The following is a 21,329-nucleotide window of genomic DNA, read 5'->3' on the forward strand; positions in this document are numbered from 1 at the left end:
AAAAATTGTTACGAAGGGTTCTTCTACAACTTATTCAACTCATCCATCAGCGTTTTACTGATGCGGTTAAAGTAACGTTTTACGCCGTAGCCCATAACCCATTGGATGCCTTTGGTGGCGTTGGTTAGAAAAACTTCATCGGCTTGGTTCAGTATTTCAGGGTTTATCTGGGCCTCGGTAACGGGGATGTTGTTATCCATTGCGAGTTGGATCACCACCTTGCGCATCACACCTTCCACACAACCTTCGCTTAATGCAGGGGTGTACAAATGGTTTTGATACCACACAAATATGTTAGAGCTGTTGGCCTCGCATAAATACCTGTTCTGGTTGATCAGAAACACATCATCCAGCTTGTTTTGCTGTTTGTAGATGCCCGCCATTACATATATGAGCGAGTTACAGGTTTTGATATTAGATAACCAGTTAAGTGGTTTAGGCAGCTCGGTGTACACATCCATGATCAGGCCGCGCTCGTTCAGGAAATAGCGGGGTTCCTCAATTGGCTGGATCTCCATACAATACGCCATTTTATTTTGAGTAGGCGCATACAACCCCTCCGCATCGCGGAAAACGGTTAAGCGCAAACGACCATGTTTAATCTTATTGCGACGCGCCAGTTCTTCTACCTTCTCATTCAGGAACCAGCTATCGGCCTGCGAATAGCCATCTATCTTTAACGCCCTCATCCCCTTTTGCAGGCGCTCGGCATGCAGCTCGGGGAACTTAAGTTTACCCTTCATCACACGCATACTTTCAAACAAGCCATCGCCATACCTGAATGCCCTGTTGGCAATGGTAAGCAGTGTGCTATCTGCAGGTATGATCTCTCCGTTAAAATTGATATAAACAGGCGGCATGGATAGATATATGAGATTTGAGCTGTTAGATTTGAGACTTTATAAGTTTGCAATTATGCAATACCTTTTCTCCCACTCTAAAACATTTATTAAGTTAAAAAATTTTACTCGCTGTGCGTTTTATTTTGGATGAACCCTTGTAAGGAAGATTTGTTCTCAAATCTTATATTAACCAGCATTATCTGCTTTTACATACTTTCGCCACTTATCTAAAACACCTTCAAAATCAGCAGGTAGCGGGGCTTCAAAGTAAATATCTTTTTTTAACGACGGGTGCACAAATCCAAGCGACTGCGCATGCAGGGCCTGTCTCGGCATTATTTCGAAACAATTCTCTACAAACTGGCGGTATTTGCTAAACACAGTGCCTTTTAAAATTTTATCGCCGCCATACATGGCATCGCTAAACAGCGGGTGGCCGATGTGCTTCATATGCGCACGGATCTGGTGGGTTTTGCCTGTTTCCAATTTACATTCTATTAGCGTAACATAGCCCATGCGCTCCAGCACCTTATAATGCGTTACCGACCATTTCCCCTTCTCCGGGTCATCGTATATCGACATTACGCGCCTGTCGTTAATACTGCGGCCTATGTAGCCCGTAACCGTGCCATCCTCGGCGATATCGCCCCAGGCGAGTGCCAGGTACTTACGGTTTATAGTGTGATCGAAAAATTGCTTGGCCAGGTAACTCATGCTGCGCTCGTTCTTACTGATAAGCAGCAGGCCTGATGTATCCTTATCTATCCGGTGCACAAGTCCCGGCCGGCCATCGTTACCCGGCAAGGTTGGGAGTTGGTTAAAATGGTAAACCAGGGCGTTAACCAACGTGCCTTCGTAATTATTAAAACCGGGGTGCACCACCATACCGGCGGCCTTATTTACGATCAGTACGTCGTTATCCTCGTAAACAATTTCGATCGGCAGATCTTCGGGGTAAACTTCCGTATCGCGCGGCGGGTGCGGTAAAACTACCGAGATCACATCCTGCGGTTTTACCCGGTAACTGGCCTTAATGATTTTATCGTTCACCAACACATTGCCTGCATCAATAGCATTCTGGATGCGATTACGCGAAGCATTCTCTACGCGATGCATCAAAAACTTATCAATCCGCAACAGCGACTGCCCCTTATCAACAACCACGCGCAGGTGTTCAAACAGATCCTGCTCGTCGCTATCAATTATGGCCGTTTCATCAATCATGTGGCAAAAGTAAGAAAAAAGCATTTACGCTTAGATACGCGTATTTCATTGCATGGCGTTTAGTTACTCACCCGGTCATTGCTTCGCTCGACCACCCTCTCTTCGCTGCGCGGAAAGAGGGTTTAGGAATGCATCTTATAACTCTTAGCAATTTGAGATTTTACTCACCCGGTCATTGCTTCGCTCGACCACCCTCTCTTCGCTGCGCGGAAAGAGGGTTTAAACACCCCATTTTTTACAGACTTTGCAATGCAGCAAAAACAAACCTACTCCAACATTTTCCCATACCCTCTTTGCGCAGCAGAGAGGGTCGCGCACGTAGTGCCGCGGGGTGAGTTGAATATGCGATTGATTTCGTATTTTCCCCTCATGCCAACCATAATCGAATTTTGCCGCGACCTTAGACAAAAACAAACGCCTGCAGAAAGTCTGCTTTGGCAAATTTTAAGAAACAGGAATTTTACGGGAATGAAATTCTTGAGGCAGCACCCCGTTTGCGTAAGATCTGTAATGGGTAAAAATGAATATTATATCCCCGATTTTTATTGTGACGAAGCTAAATTGGTTATAGAAGCGGATGGCCCCGTGCACCTTTATAAAAAGGAATACGACAAGAACAGGGATATAGTCTTAGAAGGTTTAGGGTTAAAAATATTGCGTTTTACAAATGATCAGATCGAAAAAGATATGGAAAGTGTATTGCAAAAAATAGAGCAAAATTTAAGAGGCTGACTCACCCCCCTACCCCCCTCTCTGCTGCGCAAAGAGGGGAATTAACTATTTTCAATCCCCCTTTCCACACCCGCTTTGCGCAGCAGAGAGGGTCGCGCACGTAGTGCCGCGGGGTGAGTTAAATAACGAACACTCAAAGTTTACCAAATTTACTCACCCCCCGCCCCCTCTCTGCTGCGCAAAGAGGGGAATTAACTATTTTTAATCCCTTTTTTCCATACCCTCTTTGCGCAGCAGAGAGGGTCGCGCACGTAGTGCCGCGGGGTGAGTTAAATATTCGATTGCTCCGCATATTATTTTCCTAAATTTACCCCGTGGATCTCAACCTTGACATATACAGCCCCGTACAGCAGATTGAAAACAAGCTATTCGCTGAAAAAGGGCTACAGGTTTTTATCAAGCGCGACGACCTCATTCACCCCATTATTTCGGGAAATAAATGGCGCAAACTAAAGTATTTGCTGCAAAAGGCACAGGCGCTTAACAAAACCCACCTCGTAACATTCGGCGGGGCGTACTCCAATCACTTACTGGCAACAGCGGCGGCGGCGGCTAAATTTGGTTTTAAAGCTACCGGTATTGTGCGGGGTGAAGAAGTGCAAAACGACACCCTTTTTCTTTGTAAACTGCACGGCATGCAGTTGCTTTTTACCGATAGGGAAAGCTACCGCGATAAACAGGCCCTCTTTCATAAGTTTTTTGCTGATGATGAACAAGCCTTTTTTATTGACGAAGGCGGCGCATCTGCCGAAGGCGCCAAAGGTGTAAGCGAACTGGTGCAGGAACTCCCTCAAACTTACGACCACATCTTTTGCGCCTGCGGAACCGGGACCACAGCGGCGGGCATCATTAATGGATTAACCGCTGCTGGACTATCCACCCAATTCAACGCCATCCCCGTACTAAAAAATGGCGGGTTTATGCGCGATGAGATCAACCGATTCCTCACCTCTGCTGCCAATTACACATTGCACCTCGATTACCATTTCGGCGGCTACGGCAAAACCACGCCAGACCTGATCCAATTCATCAAACAATTCGTTTCCGAAACTGGCATCCTCATAGAACCAATATACACCGGCAAAATGCTCTACGCCATTTACGATCTGGCCGCCAAAGACTACCTCGCACCCGGCAGCAAGATCCTTGCCATCCATAGTGGGGGCATTTGGGGGTTGCTGGGGATGAAGGACAAATTTATGTAGTGTGCAAATGCGTAAATATGCAAATGTGCAAATGATTAATTTTCCAAGCTATAATGGTGTAGATGCGCCAATTTCCAGCATCTGCACATCTGAAATTTGCACATCTGCACATCAATCATCGGCATACCAATAACCGCTTTAGTCCAAAAAATAGGTTTAGTTCATTTAAAGTTACTTTTCTGTCAATTGGTATAAAAACCTTTAAATTATTGTTATTTAGGGCTTTTTGTTAGATTTGTTTAACCAATAATTCTACTTTTATGTACCAATTGCAAGTAACACCACTAAACGTTCAGGCTACCCTTAGCAAGCATATTTTGGCCGATGGTTTCGACCTTACCTTTGATATGGAAAAAAGCCAGGGCGTTCATATTTACGATGCTAAAAACAACCGCACGTTGTTAGACTTTTTTACTTGTTTTGCTTCGGTACCGCTGGGTTACAACCACCCAAAAATGCTAAACGACGAGGGCTTTAAAAAAAGCCTGATGTTGGCAGCGTTAACCAACCCTTCCAACTCCGACATTTATACCGAGCAATACGCCCAGTTTGTAGATACCTTTAGTCGAGTTGGCATCCCAGATTATTTGCCCCACGCCTTTTTTATTGCAGGCGGCTCTTTAGCCATTGAGAATGCGCTTAAAGTTGCCATGGATTGGAAAGTTCAAAAGAACTTCGCCAAAGGCCACACAACCGAAAAAGGTTTTAAAGTGATCCATTTTGAAAATGCTTTTCACGGCCGCTCGGGCTATACCCTAAGTTTGACAAATACCCAGCCTGTTAAAACCAAGTGGTTCGCCAAGTTCGATTGGCCGAGGGTGTCGTTACCGGAGATTCACTTCCCGTTAACAGATGCAAACAAACAGGACCTGCTTAATCGCGAAGCAAAATCCATCGCCCAGATAAAAAAAGCCTTTGCTGATAACCCGGATGATATCTGCGCTATTATTATAGAGCCTGTATTATCCGAAGGTGGCGATAAACACGTTCGACAGGAGTTTTTAGAACAACTGCGCGTATTGGTTGATGAGAACGACGCGATGCTAATATATGACGAAGTGCAAACCGGCGTTGGCCTAAGCGGCAAGTTTTGGCTGCACCAGCACTTTGGCGAAAACGCCCGCCCGGACATACTCGCCTTCGGTAAAAAAATGCAGGTTTGCGGCATACTGGCCGGCAAAAAGGTGGATGAGGTGGAGAATAATGTATTCAATGTTTCATCGCGCATAAACTCTACCTGGGGTGGTAGTTTGGTGGATATGGTGCGCTCGTCCAAGATCATGGAGATCATCGAAGAAGATGGCCTTTGCGAGCAAGCCGCCAAAACTGGCGAGTACCTGCAAACCAGCCTTAAAAATATCGCGGCCAAAAATAATATCGTAACCAATGTACGTGGCAAAGGCCTGCTAACCGCATTCGATTTCCCGGACGCTAATACCCGTAACACCTTTATTAATATTGGTTTAGATAATAATATCATGTACCTGGGCTGTGGCGAACGCAGCATCCGCTTCAGGCCGGCGCTTATCATGGATAACACCCATATTGACGAGGGCATGCAAATGCTTGAAAAGATATTGCCGCGCCTATAACTAAACTGTAATAATATTGCTACAGGCCCTTGTTTTGACACAAACAGGGGCTTTTTTTATTTATCAAATACTATAATTGCCAAACGGCGTTATTATAATATTAATTAATAATTGTGCTTTAGGTTGTTATACATTGAGGCACATACACGTAACGTAAAATAATGCATTATTGAAATACATATAGTACAATAAATAGGATGAACAGACAAATTGAAAAATTAAAAAAACAACTTACAGAGATCGCTGAGGTTGTTAATTCTTTCCAGTCTGAAGCTGTACAAGTGAGAGTGGTTGACAGGCTTTTAGACGAGATTATGGAAACAGAGCGGGGTGATACGGAAGGATCTGAAATTTTCAATAAAAGAGGACGCAGGCCATCAAGAGAAAATGAAGTGAACGAGGAACACGGCCGTAAAAAACCTGGTGCTACCAAGGTGCTAAACCAATTGCTAAGCAGCGATTATTTTAAAACACCGCACTCTATATCATCAATTGCAGAGTATTGCAAAGAAAAATTCGATTCGGAATTTAAAACTTCCGAATTGTCGGGCATCTTACTAAAGCTTGCCAAAGACAACAAACTTAAACGCGAACGCAGCAACGAAAACAACCGTTTCGAATACGTAGGTGTTTAAGTAAAGCCACTCTAACGCAAAAGGCCGCTCATATAGAGTGGCCTTTTGCGTTATCCGGTATTTGTTGGTAACAACACCAACAAAGGCGTAAAACACTACCTCAACTCAAACAAATTATCTATACCCAGTATCTTCTTGGATGTAAAGCCTTCGCCGTATTTGGTGTTGATGCTTTTTCCAAACTCGCGGCCGCGGCCGTTTATTTGCTCAATGAAATCCGGTGAGGAGATGTAGGTTTGTGGTTCATCCTCATTGTAATCCGGGTTGTGGAACTGTGAACCGTAAGCATAAATGCTCTCTATTTTGGTATCCCAAAACTCGGTAACATCTACAATAATATCCGGTTTAATGTACCTGTCCTGTATAAAATGGAGCACCTGTGTTGGGCGCCATGGTTCCTGTAACTGCCCGTCTTCAAAAGTCTCTATCCGGCGCAGGCCCGATAAAAACGCGGATGCCTCTACCAGTTCATTAGCACGCCCATGGTCAGGGTGGCGGTCATGGTAGGCATTAGTGATCACGATCTCCGGTTGAAACTTACGGATAGCCGCTATCACCTTTAACTGGTACTCTTGCGTGTTGGTAAAAAACCCATCAGGGATTGCCAGGTTTTCTCTTACGGTCAAACCTAATATTTCGGCGGCCTTAGCGGCTTCCTTATCGCGGATCTCGGCCGAGCCGCGGGTACCCAGTTCGCCACGGGTAAGGTCTACAACGCCAACTTTGTGGCCAAGTTTTATATGTTTTAATATGGTGCCTGCACAGCCCAGTTCGGCATCGTCCGGGTGTACGGGTAAAACTAAAATATCTAATTTCATAAACAGCACATTATTTAGGTACAGCAGCCAAAAGTCGCTGTATCTTTTTCTTTATTTTAGATGATGTAGGTTTGGTGAACGGGTAAAAGAAATCAACAACCTTGCCGTTTTTGTCAATAAGGTATTTGTGGAAATTCCAGCGGGGCTTTGAGCTGCCTGCTAAATACTTGTAAAGCGGGATGGCAAACTCGCCGCGCACACGGCTTTTTTCAAAAATGGGAAAATTGTTGCCATAGTTGCTGCAAAAAGTGGCTATGGCGTCACCTTCAAGTGGTTCTTGTCCGCCAAAATCATCTGATGGGAAAGCCAATATCTCAAAATCCTGATCTGAAAATTCTTTTTTAAGGTCGCTCAGGTCTTGCAGTTGTGGGGTAAAACCGCATTGCGACGCGATATTCACGATCAGTAAAACTTTATCCTGGTAGTCGGCAAGGCCTATATGCTCGCCATTCAGTTTCTCAACCGTGAACGGGTAAATACTGTCGTTATCCATTTAGTTGTAGCTCGAAACGTATCCGGCGTCGCGCAGTATCTGTTCAATGTCGCGCTGTTCGGCAGGGTCGTACGTTTCTTTGAGGTTATGCCCAAATAAACGGGCTACCGATTGGAAAACGAAGGCGTTAAAACCACCCTTAAGTTCTTTAGCTAAAGCAAAGCTGGTGTTGCCTGTTTCGCGGCTCACCAATTTTATCAATACCTCACCCTGACTAATTGTCAGATTCTTGATGTCGTGATTAAACAAGGTTTTAATCTCGTTCTCGCAGGCTTTCATCAATTCCTTTTGCTTCTTTTTATCGCCGGTAAGGGCAAGGTCGCGCTGTAACTGGCGGTAACGCTGGCCGGCATAGCGCGCATAAGGCATTACTTTTTTAACATTATAGCGTAAACGCAGGTAATCAAGCCTGTCCTGCTCGCTGGCAAAAATGCGTGTATCTACAATGCGTACCTCCGGTTCTACGATCCAGGGCACCAGCTCACCATCCAGCTTGGTCATATACACCTTAATGGTATCATTTTTGCCAAGTACTACCGGTTTAGCAGGTTTGTCGTCCTGGGCTTTTAAGCTCCCAAACACGCAACAAAACAACAAAAGAGAAATAATAAATTTCATATTTTTACTTGATACAAAATTAACGCATTTTATTTTGTTATTTTATATAAACCTGCAATAAAATTTAATGTTTGCGGGTTTATTGTAGTAATACCCCATACCAATACATGAAAGATTTAGTGATTGACCTGGAAGCTGAGAAAAAAGAGATCCTGAAGAGATACCGGGCATTGCTGCGCGCAAGTAAATCTACCCTGCAAAAGGGAGATAAACGTATGATACGCAAGGCCTTTGAGATGGCTTTGGAGAGCCATAAAGATATGCGCCGTAAAAGCGGCGAGCCTTATATATACCACCCCATAGCGGTAGCCCAAATAGCTGCCGAAGAGATAGGTTTGGGTACCACATCTATCGTTTGTGCCCTGTTGCACGATGTTGTGGAAGATACCGATGTTACCCTGGAAGATATTGAGCTGGAGTTTGGTAAAAAAGTCGCCAAGATTATTGACGGCCTAACCAAAATATCGGGCGTGTTTGATACTAACAGTTCCTTGCAGGCCGAAAATTTCCGTAAAATGCTGCTTACCCTTGCCGATGATGTGAGGGTAATACTGATTAAACTGGCCGATAGGTTGCACAACATGCGTACCATGGAGTTTATGCCGCGCGATAAGCAGCTTAAGCTATCGTCAGAAACGGTGTACCTGTACGCGCCCCTTGCCCACCGCCTGGGGTTATACGCCATAAAATCCGAACTGGAAGACCTCTCCATGAAATACATGGAGCGCGAAACTTACCAGTTCATCAAAAATAAACTAAACGAGAAAAAAACCGAGCGAGAGAAATTTATCTGCGACTTTATTGACCCTGTAAATAAAGTGCTGGAAAGCCAGGATGTGCATGGCGAGCTTTTTGGCCGCCCAAAATCTATCCACTCCATCTGGAACAAGATGAAGAAAAAAGCCATCCCGTTCGAGGAGGTGTATGACTTGTTCGCCATCCGCATCGTATTAGACAGCACGCCCGAGAACGAAAAAGCTGATTGCTGGAAGGCATACTCGATAGTTACCGACCTGTACAGGCCAAACCCCGACAGGCTGCGCGACTGGATCTCATCGCCAAAGGCAAACGGTTACGAATCGCTGCATACCACCGTAATGGGCCCCCGCGGGCAATGGGTGGAGGTACAGATCCGTACCAAACGGATGAACGAAATTGCCGAGAAGGGTTTCGCGGCGCATTGGAAATATAAGGAATCGTCTACCGATAGCGGCCTGGACCTTTGGGTGCAAAAAGTTAGGGATATGCTAAAGAACCCTGACTCGAACGCGCTCGACTTTTTGGATGATTTTAAGATGAACCTGTTTAGCGACGAGATCTTCATTTTTACCCCGAAAGGCGCGCTGATCCAATTGCCGCTTAACGCCACCGCGCTTGATTTTGCCTTCGAGATCCACACCGATGTGGGCGCGGGCTGTATTGGCGCCAAGGTGAACCATAAACTGGTACCTCTTAGCTACAAACTGCAAAACGGCGACCAGGTAGAGATCATCACCTCGGGCAAGCAGGTACCTAAAGAAGACTGGCTTAGCTTTGTGGTTACGGCTAAGGCAAAAGCCAAAATTAAATCGGCCCTTAAAGAAGAGAAACGTAAGGTTGCCGATGATGGCAAGGAGATTTTGGAGCGGAAGATGAAATCGCTTAAGATCACTTATAACTCCGAGAACATCCATAAACTTAGCTACTACTTTAAGCTGCCGTCCACGCAGGACCTTTTCTACAACGTGGCCAAAGGCCAGATTGATATGAAGGACCTGAAGGAGTACCAGGCATCAGAAAAGGTAATTGAGAACAAACCGCAGGATAAAATTGAGCACGAACAACTGCAGAGCATCGTCCGCAATATCAAAACCAAGGATAGCGACGTGTTGCTGTTTGGTGAGGACCTGCAAAAAATAGATTACAAACTTGCCAATTGTTGTAACCCCATCCCGGGCGATGATGTGTTTGGGTTTGTTACCGTAAGCGATGGCATCAAAATTCACCGCACCAACTGCCCTAATGCCGCCAAGTTGATGGCCAATTATGGTTACCGCATTGTAAAAGCCAAGTGGACCAAACAATTGGAACTGGCATTTTTAACCGGCCTGCGCATAAGGGGTATTGATGATGTTGGTTTGATAAACAAGCTTACTACTGTTATATCAACCGACTTTAAGGTAAACATCCGCTCTATTACGGTGGATAGCGATAACGGTATTTTTGAAGGCGCGATAATGGTTTATGTGAACGATACCGAACACCTGGATAACCTGATCAAAAAACTGAACCAGGTAAAGGGTATTACATCGGTGATAAGGTTTGATTCGGTAGTGGAAAAAGCATCTTAACAGAGAGACAAGAAATTAGAACCAAGAGCCAAGACAAAAAGTATTTTCAAAGATCGTGGCCCTTTCTTGGCTCTTGACTTCTTGATTCCTGACGCTATTGTTGTGTGACTAAATACCCTAACCCTAACTTAAATAAAGCTCTTTAAAATACCTTCTGTAGGTAGAAGGTATATACATTTTCCAAATATCTTTTTTAGCAATTATGCCTTTTATAATTAATTTATAACCATCAATTAAAGGCCTATAAACAATTGCATACAATAATATAGCTATACCTACAGAAGCTGTGTTGCCATTTTTACTTAACCAAAAGATAAAAGCAATAGGCAATAGTAACAATAAATAATAAAAGAATACTTTATACATAAGTAAAATTTATAAACAATTTTTAGCCGCTAATGTAACAGGTGTTGCAGGTACAAATTAGGGAAATAAATTTAAAGGCTTTTTTGTTTTAGTTTGTATTTAAAAAACTGATTAGAATTAAAAAAAATTAATTATCTCTATTGGCGAAAGTTAAAATTTAATTACCTAAAAAGTAATATGAATATTAGTATATAAATTACTTTTATCGTATCTATACATTAAGTAAGCCAGATACAATATTTACTTTTTCGCTATTCAATTTCTTATTTCTTGACTCTTGTTTCTTGGCTCTATATTATATTTTATTAATACCTTTGCCCTGTTAATTTAACATTATGCCTGTACAGGAAACCATTGCGTTGGTGAAAAAGATTTTTGAGGCCTATCTCGAAAATAAAAGCCTCCGGAAAACCCCGGAACGCTTCGCCATACTTGAAGAGATCTATTCAAGGACAGACCATTTTGATGTGGAATCGTTATACATCCACATGAAGAACAAGAAATACCGCGTAAGCCGCGCTACGGTTTATAATACCCTCGAATTACTGGTATCGTGCGACCTGGTTACCAAACACCAGTTTGGCAAAAACATGGCCCAGTTCGAAAAATCATACGGCTACAAACAGCACGACCACATCATATGCATAGATTGCGGTAAAGTAGTTGAGTTTTGCGACCCGAGAATCCAGCAGATCCAGAGCATGATGGGTGATATTTTAAAGTTCGAAATTAAACACCACTCGCTAAACCTTTACGGTAACTGCACCAAACTGCGCGCAGGTTTTTGCGACAGGAAAGCGCAATAAAAATGGATAAACCAATTCTAAGCAAACAGGCATTTTGGGATGTTGATATGAATAGTATCGACTATGAAAAACACGCCGTGCTGGTGATGGAAACAATAATAAAGTGGGGCTCTTTTGATGATTTCTTATCTTTAACAAAGTATTACGGCGAAGAAAGATGGAAAAGAGAAATTATAAATTCTCAAAACCTCGACTCGAAAGAAGCTAATTTTTGCTGTTTAATATTCAAGCTAAACATGCAAGATTTTATCTACCCTATTAAACCGTTTAAACCTCAGCCCTGGGAACTTTACAGTGCTTAACAAATTCAAAAATTAAATTTATTATCCGATTTCAAAATATCATTTAATGGCTGTTGACGTATTATTAGGCCTCCAGTGGGGCGACGAAGGTAAAGGTAAAATTGTTGATGTACTAAGCGCAGGGTACGACCTGATAGCGCGTTTCCAGGGCGGCCCCAATGCCGGCCACACCTTAGAGTTTGAAGGCAAAAAATTTGTACTGAACACCATCCCTTCGGGTATTTTCTTTGACAACACCATGAACCTGATTGGTAACGGCGTTGTTATTGACCCTATAACCCTGAAAAAGGAACTTGATAAGCTGAAAGATGCAGGCCACGACCTGTTGGCCAAAAAGAATTTGATGATAGCCAAAAAGGCGCACCTTATTCTGCCTACCCACCAGTTGCTTGATGCCGCGTCTGAAAAGAAAATGGGCGACGGTAAAATTGGTTCTACCCTAAAAGGTATCGGCCCAACTTACATGGATAAAACAGGCCGTAACGGTTTGCGCATTGGCGATATCACCCTGCCCGATTTTAAAGAGAAATACCAAAAACTGGTTGACAAACATACCTCGATGCTACAGGCAATGTATGGCGAAGTTGCCGACTTTAGCGAGCGCGAAGCAGCGTTTTTTGAAGCTATTGAGCTGATCAAAAAATTCCCGCTGGTTGATAGCGAGCATTTGGTGAACAACTACATTAAAGAAGGTAAAAAAGTATTAGCTGAGGGCGCACAAGGCGCTATGCTGGATATCGATTTCGGTTCTTATCCATTTGTTACTTCGTCAAATACTACCGCAGCTGGTGCCTGTACCGGCTTAGGTATTGCGCCCCGCCAAATTGGCGATGTGATAGGCATTTTTAAAGCTTACTGTACCCGTGTTGGTGGCGGCCCCTTCCCTACCGAATTGAATGACGAGACGGGCGAAGAACTGCGCCGCATAGGCCACGAGTTTGGTGCTACTACCGGCAGGCCGCGCCGTTGCGGTTGGATAGACCTGCCCGCCCTTAAATATGCCATTATGCTGAACGGCGTTACCCAAATGGTGATGACCAAAGCTGATGTGCTAAGCGGTTTCGAAAAGATCTACGCTTGTACCCACTACAACTATTTAGGTGAACAGATCGATTACATGCCGTACGACATTTGCTCTGTTGATGCCGTGCCTGTGTTGAAAGAAATTGACGGTTGGAAAGAAGACATTACCGGCATAACCGAACTGAATGAGATCCCGGAGAAATTACAATCATACATCGACTTTTTAGAAGCCGAATTAGAAGTACCTATCAAATGGTTATCTGTAGGCCCGGATAGAAAGCAGACTTTGGTATTGCACTAAGCTATATATCATTTAATTATTCAAAAGGCCCCGATAAATCGGGGCCTTTTATATTTAGTTACTATTTTTGCCATGTGATAACCGAGGTAACCGACGTAGCTTTATTTAAACAAAAGGCACTTGCATGGGCTGCACAATTTGATACCCTGTGCTACCTCGATAGCAATAGCTTTAACGACCCATACGGCAAGTTTGATACCATTATAGCCATTGGTGCCAAAGCCGAACTGGCGGCCAACGCAGGAGATGCCTTTACGCAACTAAATACATTTAGAAACGATAATCCAGGCTGGATCACTGGCTTTTTTGGGTACGACCTAAAGAATGAAGTTGAGAACCTTCTTTCCAACAACCCGGACCACCTTAACTTCCCCGACCTATACTTTTTCGCACCTGAGATCCTTATTTGTTTAAAAGGAAATGAAGTTGAAATAACCGGGGTAGACGGACCGGCAATATTGGAAACAATAGGGAAATTAGAACTCACTTCGCGCCAAAATCAGACCGTAGTCCAACTACAACCTCGCTTCAGCAAAGCCGGGTATGTAGAAACGGTAGAAAAAATTCAGCAGCATATTGTGCGTGGCGATATCTATGTAACTAATTTTTGCCAGGAATTTTACGCGGAAGATGCTAATGTAGACGCGCTATCCATCTTCCAAAATTTAAACGGCCTATCGCCCACCCCATTTTCTACTTTTTTTAAATGGAAAGGTAACTATATCATGTGTGCTTCGCCCGAGCGGTTTTTAGCGAAGCGGGGAAGCAAACTCATCTCGCAACCTATAAAGGGCACTGCCCGCCGAGATGCAGATGAAGCCATTGATAAAACCATCATCGAAGAATTGCGCAACCACCCTAAGGAATTGCAGGAAAACGTAATGATAGTAGACCTGGTGCGTAACGATCTTACCCACTCCGCCAAACCCGGTACCGTTAAAACGGAAGAACTTTACGGCATCCAAAGCTTTAAACAGCTACACCAGATGGTATCAACCGTTGTATGCGAGCTGCGCGATGATGTATCGGCAGTTGAGGCCATACAAAACACTTTCCCGATGGGCAGCATGACGGGTGCCCCAAAAATTAGCGCCATGCAGCTCATGGAACAATATGAACGCAGCAAACGCGGCGTGTACTCCGGCGCGGTGGGGTATTTTAGTCCCGATGGTGATTTTGATTTTAACGTAGTGATCCGTACGTTGCTGTATAATAGCGCCGAAAAGTATCTGTCGTTTCACGTTGGCAGTGCTATTACTTACCATGCCGATCCCGAAAGCGAATATGAGGAATGTTTGCTAAAGGCAAAAGCGATATTGGAAGTTTTAGGGGTAACACGATAATCGCCAATTGCTCGTTTCCAGCCCTTGTTGGTGTTGTCACCAACAAGACGCCGTGCCTGGCTGCTACTTACCTAAAAGTTGTTGGTAACAACTGCAAAAACTTAAAACGCTGATTATAAGGAAGATACGTACAACATCAACAACAAAAAAATTTAAAACTCTGATTATAAGTAACATACGATCTGTTCACACGCACACATGGCCGTGAACGTGAACACTTCCCGCCCTTGCTGGTGTTGTCAACAACAAGGCGTCATGCCTGTCTGCTACTTGCCTAAGGTTGTTGGTGACAACAATAACAACGGCAAAAAGCTTCAATGTCATTTCGAACGAGGTACGAGGAGAAATCTTCTGCGCTTGATAAGGAATTCATATTTCTGAATGTAGAGCGTAGAAGATTTCTCCTCGCGCCGCGCACACCCCACCTCATGCTCGTTCGAAATGACAGGTTGGTTTTGATTATCTACCCCGGCAACACCGGTTCCAGCAACAACTTATCCGCTATCCTCACCGCTATCTCCGAGCCATTAGCCCAAAAGGCCGAGAAAGGCTTCGCACACAGGTAAGGCACAAAAGCATCGCCGTATAATTCCTTTATATCCGCTTCGAAAACAAAATCTTTAACCTCCGCAATTTGCCAGGATACATGCTCTACCTGGTACTGCATTGTTTTACGGTCGGTTAAATAATTATATCCCCAATAATGCTCAAAAATAAACTCTTCGGGGCTTCCTGCTACTATCGGTGTAAGGCTGTTGCGCACAGTGGCGCCAAGCTTATTCCATACACCTTTCAACTTCCACTCGTATAAGAACTGCGTGTGGTTGGGCCCGGATTTTGTAATGGAATGCCGCATTGGCAGCGCACGATAATGCTCTTTATAAAGGTTATTTGCAATTAGGGCAATAATACTTTTGGGCACAATTTCGCTGATGAATACCGCGCCGCGTTTCCATTGTTTACCATCAAAATGGCGTACATAAAAGCGCAGGTTCACTTCTTCAAAATTTACGTGGAAAGGCCATTTGACGCCCAGCACCCGCGTATCCTGAAACATAAAGCCTACCATACTTACCAATGCTTTGCCTTCCCAAAGGTCAATTTCGGTAGCGGCGGGCAGGTGTGGTTTTAATATCTCAGGGTCAACCTCATAATTAAGCATCACCAGGTTGCGCCATTGGGCTGTAAGGAAGCGTGATTTAGAAGTAGCCATAATGATAAAAGTAAGAATTTGGTGGTTTGTTTAGTGTGCCGCAGGTCTACTCACCCCGACTTCGCTCCGCTGGTCGACCCTCTCTGCTGCGCAAGGAGGGTTATAAAATGGTAGGTAATATAACCCTCTTCCGTTTACGGTAGAAATGGTGGTCGAGCGAAGCAATGACCGGTAGATAGAATCTACGCTGTGGCACCTTTAAACAACAAAGGCCACCAGAGTATCTGATGGCCTTTTTGAAGCATTTCTTATTTTCCTTTGTAATATTTCATAGCCTCGGGTACAAGCCTTTGTATATTAGCTATACGGGTAGCATCACTTGGGTGAGTACTTAAAAACTCTGGTGGGGCGCCCTGGTTTTGGGCAGCCATACGTTGCCAAAAGCTAACCGCCAGGCGCGGGTCATAACCAGCCATGGCCATAAAGGTTAGGCCCAGTCTATCAGCCTCGTTCTCTTTATCCCTTGAATACTTTAAAGTAGCCAACTGGCCACCTACACCGTAAAGTGTACCGATAATGGTCTGCGTGGCTTGTGATTTGCTGCCTGTTGCTGCACCAATCGCGGTACCGCCTGCCTGCACTGCCATTTGCTGAGAAAGCGCTTCGGCCGAGTGGTGGGCAATAGCATGGCCTATCTCGTGGCCCATAACGGTTGCCAAACCTGCGTCTGTAGCGGTGACAGGTAATATGCCGCTATACACGGCAACTTTACCGCCCGGCATACACCATGCGTTAATTTCTTTGCTTTGTATCAGGTTAAATTCCCATTGGTAATTGTATTGGCTGCCGTAACCATTTGCTTTTAAATAGCTATCTATAGCTACAGCAAGCTGGCTGCCTATACGTTTTACACGCTGGGCATCGGTGCCGGTACTAACAACTTTGGTTGATGGGTCTGATAAAAGGGTGCGGTAGCTTTGCGCTGCCGCGGGGTTAATCTGGTCGTCGCTTACCAAGCTCAATTGCGAGCGGCCGGTAAGTGGCACGGTTGAACATGCATACGCAGAAATTGCTATCACAGCTAATGCCAGTAGGGGTTTAAGTGTTTTCATAGAATTTAGGTGGTTTTCTTTTTAAATAAATTAACTTTCGACTCCTTGCCCTTCAATAATCGCTCTATATTTTTTTGATGCGTTACCAATACCAGTATAAATATACACATCCCATAAATAATGACCGATTTAATACTCACATGGAAAACAAATGTTATCCCTATAGGGTAAATAAACCCGGCTAATATCGATGAAAGCGATACATAGCGTGTTATTAGCAACGTTGTGATAAATACAGCAACGCAAAGCAAGGCAGCCGGCAGGTTTATAGCTAATATCATTCCAAAAAGTGTGGCTATGCCTTTGCCGCCCCTAAAGCCGGCAAATATCGGGAACAAATGGCCCATAACGGCCGCTACCCCCAGCGCTAACTGTAAGTTAACAAACGCTACCGAATTAAACGGCCCGGTTACGCTTGTACCAACAACATAAGCCAGGTTGGTGGCTGTCCACCCCTTTAAAATATCTAACAGCATAACAGGAATACCCGCTTTTTTACCTAAAACCCTGAATGTGTTGGTAGCCCCGGCATTGCCGCTGCCGTATTCGCGCACGTCAACGTGGTAGAATGCCTGCCCTATCCATACTGCAGTAGGAATTGATCCGAAAAGGTAAGCCGCAATAAGAGCCGAAATCGAGTAGACTGATAGCATCTGCCTGCAATATTATTAAATTGATGTTATACTACCGCAATATATCATTATAATTTTACAGCTTTTAAACTCAGATCTAAACTTTTTACAGAATGAGTTAACGCCCCTACCGACACGTAATCTACACCGCAATCGGCATAATCGCGGATGTTATCGATAGTGATGCCTCCGGATGCCTCGGTAATGTAGCGGCCCTGTATCATACTTACGGCCTGCCGCAGGTCTTCAAAATTAAAGTTATCAATCAAAATGCGGTTCACGTTTCCTGTTTGCAAAACTTGCTCCAATTCTTCCAGGTTACGCACCTCAATTTCAATAGCCAGTTTTTTACCGGTATCGGCAAGGTATCTGTTGGCGTTCTCTATAGCCTGGCGGATGCCGCCAGAGTAATCTACATGGTTATCCTTTATCAGGATCATATCATACAAGCCGAAACGGTGATTTACGCCGCCGCCTATGCGCACAGCCCATTTTTCCAGGTAGCGCATGCCGGGTGTGGTTTTGCGGGTATCCAACACTTTGGTGTTGGTACCTGTTAAAATATCTACAATTTGGTGGGTAGTGGTAGCAATGCCGCTCATGCGCTGCATGCAATTTAGCACAAGGCGCTCTGCTTTTAAAATAGCCCGGGCGTCGCCCTCTACTTCAAGGGCTATATCTTTTGGTTTTACTTCCGCACCGTCATTTAAAAATACGGTAACCTTAAGGTTTGGGTCTACCTCGCGGAAAATCTCTAAGGCCAGCTCAACGCCTGCCAGTATCCCCGTATCTTTAACTAATAATTTTGCTTTGCCTTGTGTGCCTGCTTCAATGGTTGATAACGATGTGTGGTCGCCGTCGCCAACATCTTCACTTAAAGCATTAACTATAAATTGGTGTATAAGTTGTTTGTCCAAACCTTTGTTTTTTGAGTTTCAAAAGTAAGAACAATTGCGCACTAATTAGGTTTTTCCGTTTCTATTCGCAACTCCATTATCTGCATAACCTTATTTACTTCCTTAAGCGTGCACGAGATCCTGAACTTGCCCTTTTCGGTAGTTAAAATATATACGCCAAAATTATAATTGGGGTTAGAGCTAACGCGGTGTAATAATTTGGCCGTGTGGGGTTTATTATCCTTAAAAAACTTATCCAATATCATTTCGGCCTGTGTTCCCGAGTAGGAATTACTCTCTTCCGCAATGCTGATATCTACATTATTACCAAAATATTTGGCTATTTCGTGGGCGTTTGATGTTTTTAAAAGGTTGGTAATTTTATCAATAACATCCGCGCTTGCTACCAATGGCAGCAAAAAAAGCAAAGTGAGTAGCGGCAGGTATCTTAGTTTCATTACTATATATGACCAATAAACCAAAGAATTGTTGCAATTAAAAAAATAAAGGTTTTAACCTACAACCTATAAACGTTGCTTTTATATTTGCATTGTGGAAAACATAAAAAAAGTTGCATTAATTATACTTGATGGCTGGGGTTACGGCCTTAACGACAGATCAAACGCTATTGTGGCGGCAAATACGCCGTTCTTTGACGAGATGATCGCCAAATATCCAAACTCGAAGCTCGAAGCCTCAGGCCTTGCTGTAGGTTTACCTGAAGGGCAGATGGGGAACTCGGAAGTTGGGCACATGAACCTTGGCGCCGGCCGCGTGGTTTACCAGGAACTGGGCCGCATAAACAAAGCCGTTATTGATAACGAATTTGTACAAAACGAAACCATACTTGACGCATTTAACTATGCAAAAGAAAACCATAAAGACCTGCACCTGATTGGCCTGGTGAGCGATGGAGGGGTACATGCCCACATCAACCACCTTAAAGGCCTCGCAGATGCTACCAAGGCTTTGGGTATCGAGAAAGTATTTATACACGCCTTTTTAGATGGCCGCGATACCGACCCAAACTCGGGTTTAAAGTTTATTACCGACCTGGAGAACCACATTGCTGATAGCCCCGTGCGTTTGGCATCAGCCATTGGCCGCTACTATGCCATGGACCGTGATAACCGCTGGGAGCGCGTTAAACTGGCTTATGACCTTATGGTAAAAGGCGAAGGTGCACCTACCCATGATATTTTAGAATCAATAAAAAGCTCGTACGCGGATGGTGTTACCGACGAGTTTGTTAAACCGATTGTTAAGATTGATGAGAACGGCAACCCTATCGCGGTGATAAAAGATGGCGACGCAGTTATCTGTTTCAACTTCCGTACGGATAGGGGCCGCGAAATTTCGCAGGCGCTTACTCAAAAGGAGTTTCCGGAGTATGATATGAAGCCGCTGGATATCCATTATGTAACCATGACATCGTACGATGAAACCTTTAAGAATGTAAAAGTAGTTTTCCGTAAGGATGACCTGAGCAAAACATTGGGCGAGGTTTTAGAAAGTGCCGGTAAAAAACAGATCCGTATTGCCGAAACCGAAAAATATCCGCACGTAACGTTCTTCTTTTCGGGTGGGCGCGAAACGGCGTTTATAGACGAAAAACGCCTTTTAGTACCCTCGCCAAAGGTTGCTACATATGATCTGCAGCCCGAAATGAGTGCCGAGGGCATCCGCGATGCCATCATCCCCGAATTGGAAGCCGGCTGGCCGGATTTTGTTTGTCTTAACTTTGCCAATACCGATATGGTGGGCCACACAGGCGTGTTCAGCGCCGTGATGAAAGCCGCCGAAACTGCCGATGCCTGCTGTAAAGCGGTCGTAGAGGCGGGTTTAAAAACCGGCTATTCGTTTATCATCATTGCCGACCACGGTAACGCCGATTACATGATCAATGAGGACGGTTCGCCTAATACCGCCCACACCACCAACCTGGTGCCGTGTATTATTATAGATGGCGATGTTAAGCACGTTAAAGATGGTAAACTGGGCGATATTGCCCCAACCGTATTAAATATTTTGGGCGTAACTATCCCTGCTGAAATGACCGGTAATGTATTGGTATAAACCACTCAAAAAATATACAGTTTACACAGGTGTGCTGCTGCTTTTGGGCAGCAGCTACGCCTGTAACAAGCCCGAAATAAAAGAGACCGGCGCCGAGTTGAAATACTTTGACCTGAAAGACTATTTCAAAAAACAGGATAGCTTGCTTACCAAACAAAACCCGGAAGTGGACAAATCTGTAGCGCACAACGGCGCTGCCGAAAGCAAAAAGGTACGCATTGCCAGCTGGAAAAAAGAGCTTAACCTGTTTACCGAAAGCGACATCAACAAACCCGCCTGGAAACAGAGCTACGATATTACATCAAACGAAGACAGCACCGTTTACAAAGCCAAATCCCCGGAGTTGAAAACGCGAGAGATCATCATCCGCAAAAAAGCGGGGCAGGTTACAGCAATTTCTATCCTAAACAATACCCACAACATCCTGTACAACACCACCGAAAAATTGGTTTACGCGCCAAATGCCTATTACTTAATTGAAAAAATGCAGCATGTAAAAATTATGGGTACAAACAACTACCGGATAAAAGGCAGCTTTGCTAATTAGTAGTTGGCTCTCCTGATTCCATCTAATTCGTCAAGTGAGACCCCTTGTTTTTGGGCAATTCTCTCTAACAATACAGTTTGTACTTTGATGTTATAAACTATTGTAGGGATGCTAAAGATTGCACGGGTAATTAACGCGCCAATCAAGAATGCTATTAGGCAGCCGATTACATAAGTGATAAGGATTGCAGTTGAATGGTCCATAATGTTTTAAGATTTTAGGTTTATAAAAAAAGCCATGTATTAGGTGGCTTTAAATTATGAATAAATTGGAAAATCAATTA

23 protein-coding genes are annotated in these 21,329 nt (G+C 44.1%); 11 read left to right on the forward strand and 12 right to left on the reverse strand.

Translation table 11 applies throughout. From position 1 onward, the window contains the following. Nucleotides 1–23 precede the first annotated feature (23 nt). Both ABIB39_RS16835 and ABIB39_RS16840 read right to left on the reverse strand, forming a co-directional pair. Nucleotides 24–860, reverse strand: coding sequence for an aminotransferase class IV (locus ABIB39_RS16835; protein WP_354431337.1), 837 nt, complete (start codon nucleotides 858–860; stop codon nucleotides 24–26). 168 nt (nucleotides 861–1,028) lie between these two features. Further along, nucleotides 1,029–2,066 (reverse strand): RluA family pseudouridine synthase, encoded by a 1,038-nt coding sequence (locus ABIB39_RS16840; RefSeq protein WP_354431338.1) that lies wholly within the window; start codon nucleotides 2,064–2,066, stop codon nucleotides 1,029–1,031. 369 nt (nucleotides 2,067–2,435) lie between these two features. Here ABIB39_RS16840 and ABIB39_RS16845 point away from each other — a divergent pair, with 369 nt between their 5' ends. From ABIB39_RS16845 to ABIB39_RS16860, 4 genes are all read left to right on the forward strand, one after another. Next, nucleotides 2,436–2,798, forward strand: a complete 363-nt coding sequence (locus ABIB39_RS16845) for an endonuclease domain-containing protein (RefSeq protein WP_354431339.1) — start codon at nucleotides 2,436–2,438, stop codon at nucleotides 2,796–2,798. 314 nt (nucleotides 2,799–3,112) lie between these two features. Continuing rightward, a complete protein-coding gene (locus tag ABIB39_RS16850) occupies nucleotides 3,113–4,003 on the forward strand; it encodes a 1-aminocyclopropane-1-carboxylate deaminase/D-cysteine desulfhydrase (RefSeq protein ID WP_354431340.1) in 891 nt (296 codons plus the stop codon). Between the two features lie 260 nt (nucleotides 4,004–4,263). Then, complete coding sequence (gene lat / locus ABIB39_RS16855; RefSeq protein ID WP_354431341.1) at nucleotides 4,264–5,595, forward strand: L-lysine 6-transaminase; 1,332 nt, start codon at nucleotides 4,264–4,266, stop codon at nucleotides 5,593–5,595. Between the two features lie 197 nt (nucleotides 5,596–5,792). Next, nucleotides 5,793–6,230: a hypothetical protein gene (locus ABIB39_RS16860; RefSeq protein WP_354431342.1), complete on the forward strand. Its 438-nt coding sequence runs from the start codon at nucleotides 5,793–5,795 to the stop codon at nucleotides 6,228–6,230. Between the two features lie 95 nt (nucleotides 6,231–6,325). Here the strand turns inward: ABIB39_RS16860 and bshB1 are convergent, their stop codons facing one another. From bshB1 to ABIB39_RS16875, 3 genes are read right to left on the reverse strand one after another with little or no spacing between them, the layout of a single operon-like run. Continuing rightward, a complete protein-coding gene (gene bshB1 / locus ABIB39_RS16865) occupies nucleotides 6,326–7,048 on the reverse strand; it encodes a bacillithiol biosynthesis deacetylase BshB1 (RefSeq protein WP_354431344.1) in 723 nt (240 codons plus the stop codon). 10 nt (nucleotides 7,049–7,058) lie between these two features. Further along, nucleotides 7,059–7,541, reverse strand: coding sequence for a glutathione peroxidase (locus tag ABIB39_RS16870; RefSeq protein ID WP_354431345.1), 483 nt, complete (start codon nucleotides 7,539–7,541; stop codon nucleotides 7,059–7,061). After that, nucleotides 7,542–8,159: a DUF4294 domain-containing protein gene (locus ABIB39_RS16875; protein WP_354431346.1), complete on the reverse strand. Its 618-nt coding sequence runs from the start codon at nucleotides 8,157–8,159 to the stop codon at nucleotides 7,542–7,544. A gap of 107 nt (nucleotides 8,160–8,266) precedes the next feature. Here ABIB39_RS16875 and ABIB39_RS16880 point away from each other — a divergent pair, with 107 nt between their 5' ends. Next, a complete protein-coding gene (locus ABIB39_RS16880) occupies nucleotides 8,267–10,489 on the forward strand; it encodes a RelA/SpoT family protein (protein WP_354431347.1) in 2,223 nt (740 codons plus the stop codon). A 123-nt stretch (nucleotides 10,490–10,612) separates the two neighbouring features. Here ABIB39_RS16880 and ABIB39_RS16885 read toward each other — a convergent pair whose 3' ends face one another. Further along, complete coding sequence (locus tag ABIB39_RS16885; RefSeq protein ID WP_354431348.1) at nucleotides 10,613–10,855, reverse strand: hypothetical protein; 243 nt, start codon at nucleotides 10,853–10,855, stop codon at nucleotides 10,613–10,615. A 335-nt stretch (nucleotides 10,856–11,190) separates the two neighbouring features. On the opposite strand from ABIB39_RS16885, the gene ABIB39_RS16890 reads away from it, so the two are divergent. The 4 genes from ABIB39_RS16890 to ABIB39_RS16905 all read left to right on the forward strand — a co-directional run bounded on the left by ABIB39_RS16890 (nucleotide 11,191) and on the right by ABIB39_RS16905 (nucleotide 14,630). Next, nucleotides 11,191–11,661 (forward strand): Fur family transcriptional regulator, encoded by a 471-nt coding sequence (locus ABIB39_RS16890; protein ID WP_354431349.1) that lies wholly within the window; start codon nucleotides 11,191–11,193, stop codon nucleotides 11,659–11,661. A 2-nt stretch (nucleotides 11,662–11,663) separates the two neighbouring features. Next, nucleotides 11,664–11,963, forward strand: a complete 300-nt coding sequence (locus ABIB39_RS16895; protein WP_354431350.1) for a DUF6922 domain-containing protein — start codon at nucleotides 11,664–11,666, stop codon at nucleotides 11,961–11,963. A 46-nt stretch (nucleotides 11,964–12,009) separates the two neighbouring features. Beyond that, nucleotides 12,010–13,287 carry an adenylosuccinate synthase gene (locus tag ABIB39_RS16900; protein ID WP_354431351.1) on the forward strand — a complete coding sequence of 426 codons (1,278 nt, stop codon included), beginning with the start codon at nucleotides 12,010–12,012 and terminating at the stop codon, nucleotides 13,285–13,287. A gap of 74 nt (nucleotides 13,288–13,361) precedes the next feature. Further along, entirely contained in the window at nucleotides 13,362–14,630 is a 1,269-nt protein-coding gene (locus ABIB39_RS16905; protein WP_354431352.1) for an anthranilate synthase component I family protein, read from the forward strand. Nucleotides 14,631–15,093: 463 nt separating this feature from the next. Here ABIB39_RS16905 and ABIB39_RS16910 read toward each other — a convergent pair whose 3' ends face one another. The 5 genes from ABIB39_RS16910 to ABIB39_RS16930 all read right to left on the reverse strand — a co-directional run bounded on the left by ABIB39_RS16910 (nucleotide 15,094) and on the right by ABIB39_RS16930 (nucleotide 18,881). Then, a complete protein-coding gene (locus ABIB39_RS16910) occupies nucleotides 15,094–15,843 on the reverse strand; it encodes a YqjF family protein (protein WP_354431353.1) in 750 nt (249 codons plus the stop codon). 248 nt (nucleotides 15,844–16,091) lie between these two features. After that, a complete protein-coding gene (locus tag ABIB39_RS16915; RefSeq protein ID WP_354431354.1) occupies nucleotides 16,092–16,895 on the reverse strand; it encodes a M48 family metallopeptidase in 804 nt (267 codons plus the stop codon). 5 nt (nucleotides 16,896–16,900) lie between these two features. After that, nucleotides 16,901–17,548 carry a glycerol-3-phosphate 1-O-acyltransferase PlsY gene (gene plsY / locus ABIB39_RS16920; protein WP_354431355.1) on the reverse strand — a complete coding sequence of 216 codons (648 nt, stop codon included), beginning with the start codon at nucleotides 17,546–17,548 and terminating at the stop codon, nucleotides 16,901–16,903. A 47-nt stretch (nucleotides 17,549–17,595) separates the two neighbouring features. Then, nucleotides 17,596–18,444, reverse strand: a complete 849-nt coding sequence (gene nadC, locus ABIB39_RS16925; protein ID WP_354431356.1) for a carboxylating nicotinate-nucleotide diphosphorylase — start codon at nucleotides 18,442–18,444, stop codon at nucleotides 17,596–17,598. Nucleotides 18,445–18,485: 41 nt separating this feature from the next. Beyond that, the gene (locus ABIB39_RS16930; RefSeq protein ID WP_354431357.1) at nucleotides 18,486–18,881 is read right to left on the reverse strand and encodes a DUF4783 domain-containing protein; all 396 of its coding nucleotides are present in this window, start codon (nucleotides 18,879–18,881) and stop codon (nucleotides 18,486–18,488) included. A gap of 94 nt (nucleotides 18,882–18,975) precedes the next feature. On the opposite strand from ABIB39_RS16930, the gene gpmI reads away from it, so the two are divergent. Both gpmI and ABIB39_RS16940 read left to right on the forward strand, forming a co-directional pair. Continuing rightward, complete coding sequence (gene gpmI, locus ABIB39_RS16935; RefSeq protein WP_354431358.1) at nucleotides 18,976–20,499, forward strand: 2,3-bisphosphoglycerate-independent phosphoglycerate mutase; 1,524 nt, start codon at nucleotides 18,976–18,978, stop codon at nucleotides 20,497–20,499. Then, nucleotides 20,486–21,046 carry a hypothetical protein gene (locus ABIB39_RS16940; RefSeq protein WP_354431359.1) on the forward strand — a complete coding sequence of 187 codons (561 nt, stop codon included), beginning with the start codon at nucleotides 20,486–20,488 and terminating at the stop codon, nucleotides 21,044–21,046. Before gpmI ends, ABIB39_RS16940 begins: the two co-directional genes overlap by 14 nt. Here ABIB39_RS16940 and ABIB39_RS16945 read toward each other — a convergent pair. After that, nucleotides 21,043–21,249: a hypothetical protein gene (locus ABIB39_RS16945; protein WP_354431360.1), complete on the reverse strand. Its 207-nt coding sequence runs from the start codon at nucleotides 21,247–21,249 to the stop codon at nucleotides 21,043–21,045. The two genes, ABIB39_RS16940 and ABIB39_RS16945, sit on opposite strands and share 4 nt — an antisense overlap. Nucleotides 21,250–21,329 lie beyond the last annotated feature (80 nt).

It is taken from the genome of Mucilaginibacter sp. UYP27 (assembly GCF_040547175.1).
Lineage (GTDB): Bacteria > Bacteroidota > Bacteroidia > Sphingobacteriales > Sphingobacteriaceae > Mucilaginibacter.

Bases quoted from the DNA above. Each gene is read 5' to 3' on its own strand.
- ABIB39_RS16835 (WP_354431337.1), bottom strand. From the start codon at position 860: ATGCCGCCTGTTTATATCAATTTTAACGGAGAGATCATACCTGCAGAT.
- ABIB39_RS16840 (WP_354431338.1), bottom strand. From the start codon at position 2,066: ATGATTGATGAAACGGCCATAATTGATAGCGACGAGCAGGATCTGTTT.
- ABIB39_RS16845 (WP_354431339.1), top strand. From the start codon at position 2,436: ATGCCAACCATAATCGAATTTTGCCGCGACCTTAGACAAAAACAAACG.
- lat (WP_354431341.1), top strand. From the start codon at position 4,264: ATGTACCAATTGCAAGTAACACCACTAAACGTTCAGGCTACCCTTAGC.
- ABIB39_RS16860 (WP_354431342.1), top strand. From the start codon at position 5,793: ATGAACAGACAAATTGAAAAATTAAAAAAACAACTTACAGAGATCGCT.
- bshB1 (WP_354431344.1), bottom strand. From the start codon at position 7,048: ATGAAATTAGATATTTTAGTTTTACCCGTACACCCGGACGATGCCGAA.
- ABIB39_RS16870 (WP_354431345.1), bottom strand. From the start codon at position 7,541: ATGGATAACGACAGTATTTACCCGTTCACGGTTGAGAAACTGAATGGC.
- ABIB39_RS16875 (WP_354431346.1), bottom strand. From the start codon at position 8,159: ATGAAATTTATTATTTCTCTTTTGTTGTTTTGTTGCGTGTTTGGGAGC.
- ABIB39_RS16880 (WP_354431347.1), top strand. From the start codon at position 8,267: ATGAAAGATTTAGTGATTGACCTGGAAGCTGAGAAAAAAGAGATCCTG.
- ABIB39_RS16885 (WP_354431348.1), bottom strand. From the start codon at position 10,855: ATGTATAAAGTATTCTTTTATTATTTATTGTTACTATTGCCTATTGCT.
- ABIB39_RS16890 (WP_354431349.1), top strand. From the start codon at position 11,191: ATGCCTGTACAGGAAACCATTGCGTTGGTGAAAAAGATTTTTGAGGCC.
- ABIB39_RS16895 (WP_354431350.1), top strand. From the start codon at position 11,664: ATGGATAAACCAATTCTAAGCAAACAGGCATTTTGGGATGTTGATATG.
- ABIB39_RS16900 (WP_354431351.1), top strand. From the start codon at position 12,010: ATGGCTGTTGACGTATTATTAGGCCTCCAGTGGGGCGACGAAGGTAAA.
- ABIB39_RS16910 (WP_354431353.1), bottom strand. From the start codon at position 15,843: ATGGCTACTTCTAAATCACGCTTCCTTACAGCCCAATGGCGCAACCTG.
- ABIB39_RS16915 (WP_354431354.1), bottom strand. From the start codon at position 16,895: ATGAAAACACTTAAACCCCTACTGGCATTAGCTGTGATAGCAATTTCT.
- plsY (WP_354431355.1), bottom strand. From the start codon at position 17,548: ATGCTATCAGTCTACTCGATTTCGGCTCTTATTGCGGCTTACCTTTTC.
- ABIB39_RS16930 (WP_354431357.1), bottom strand. From the start codon at position 18,881: ATGAAACTAAGATACCTGCCGCTACTCACTTTGCTTTTTTTGCTGCCA.
- ABIB39_RS16940 (WP_354431359.1), top strand. From the start codon at position 20,486: ATGTATTGGTATAAACCACTCAAAAAATATACAGTTTACACAGGTGTG.
- ABIB39_RS16945 (WP_354431360.1), bottom strand. From the start codon at position 21,249: ATGGACCATTCAACTGCAATCCTTATCACTTATGTAATCGGCTGCCTA.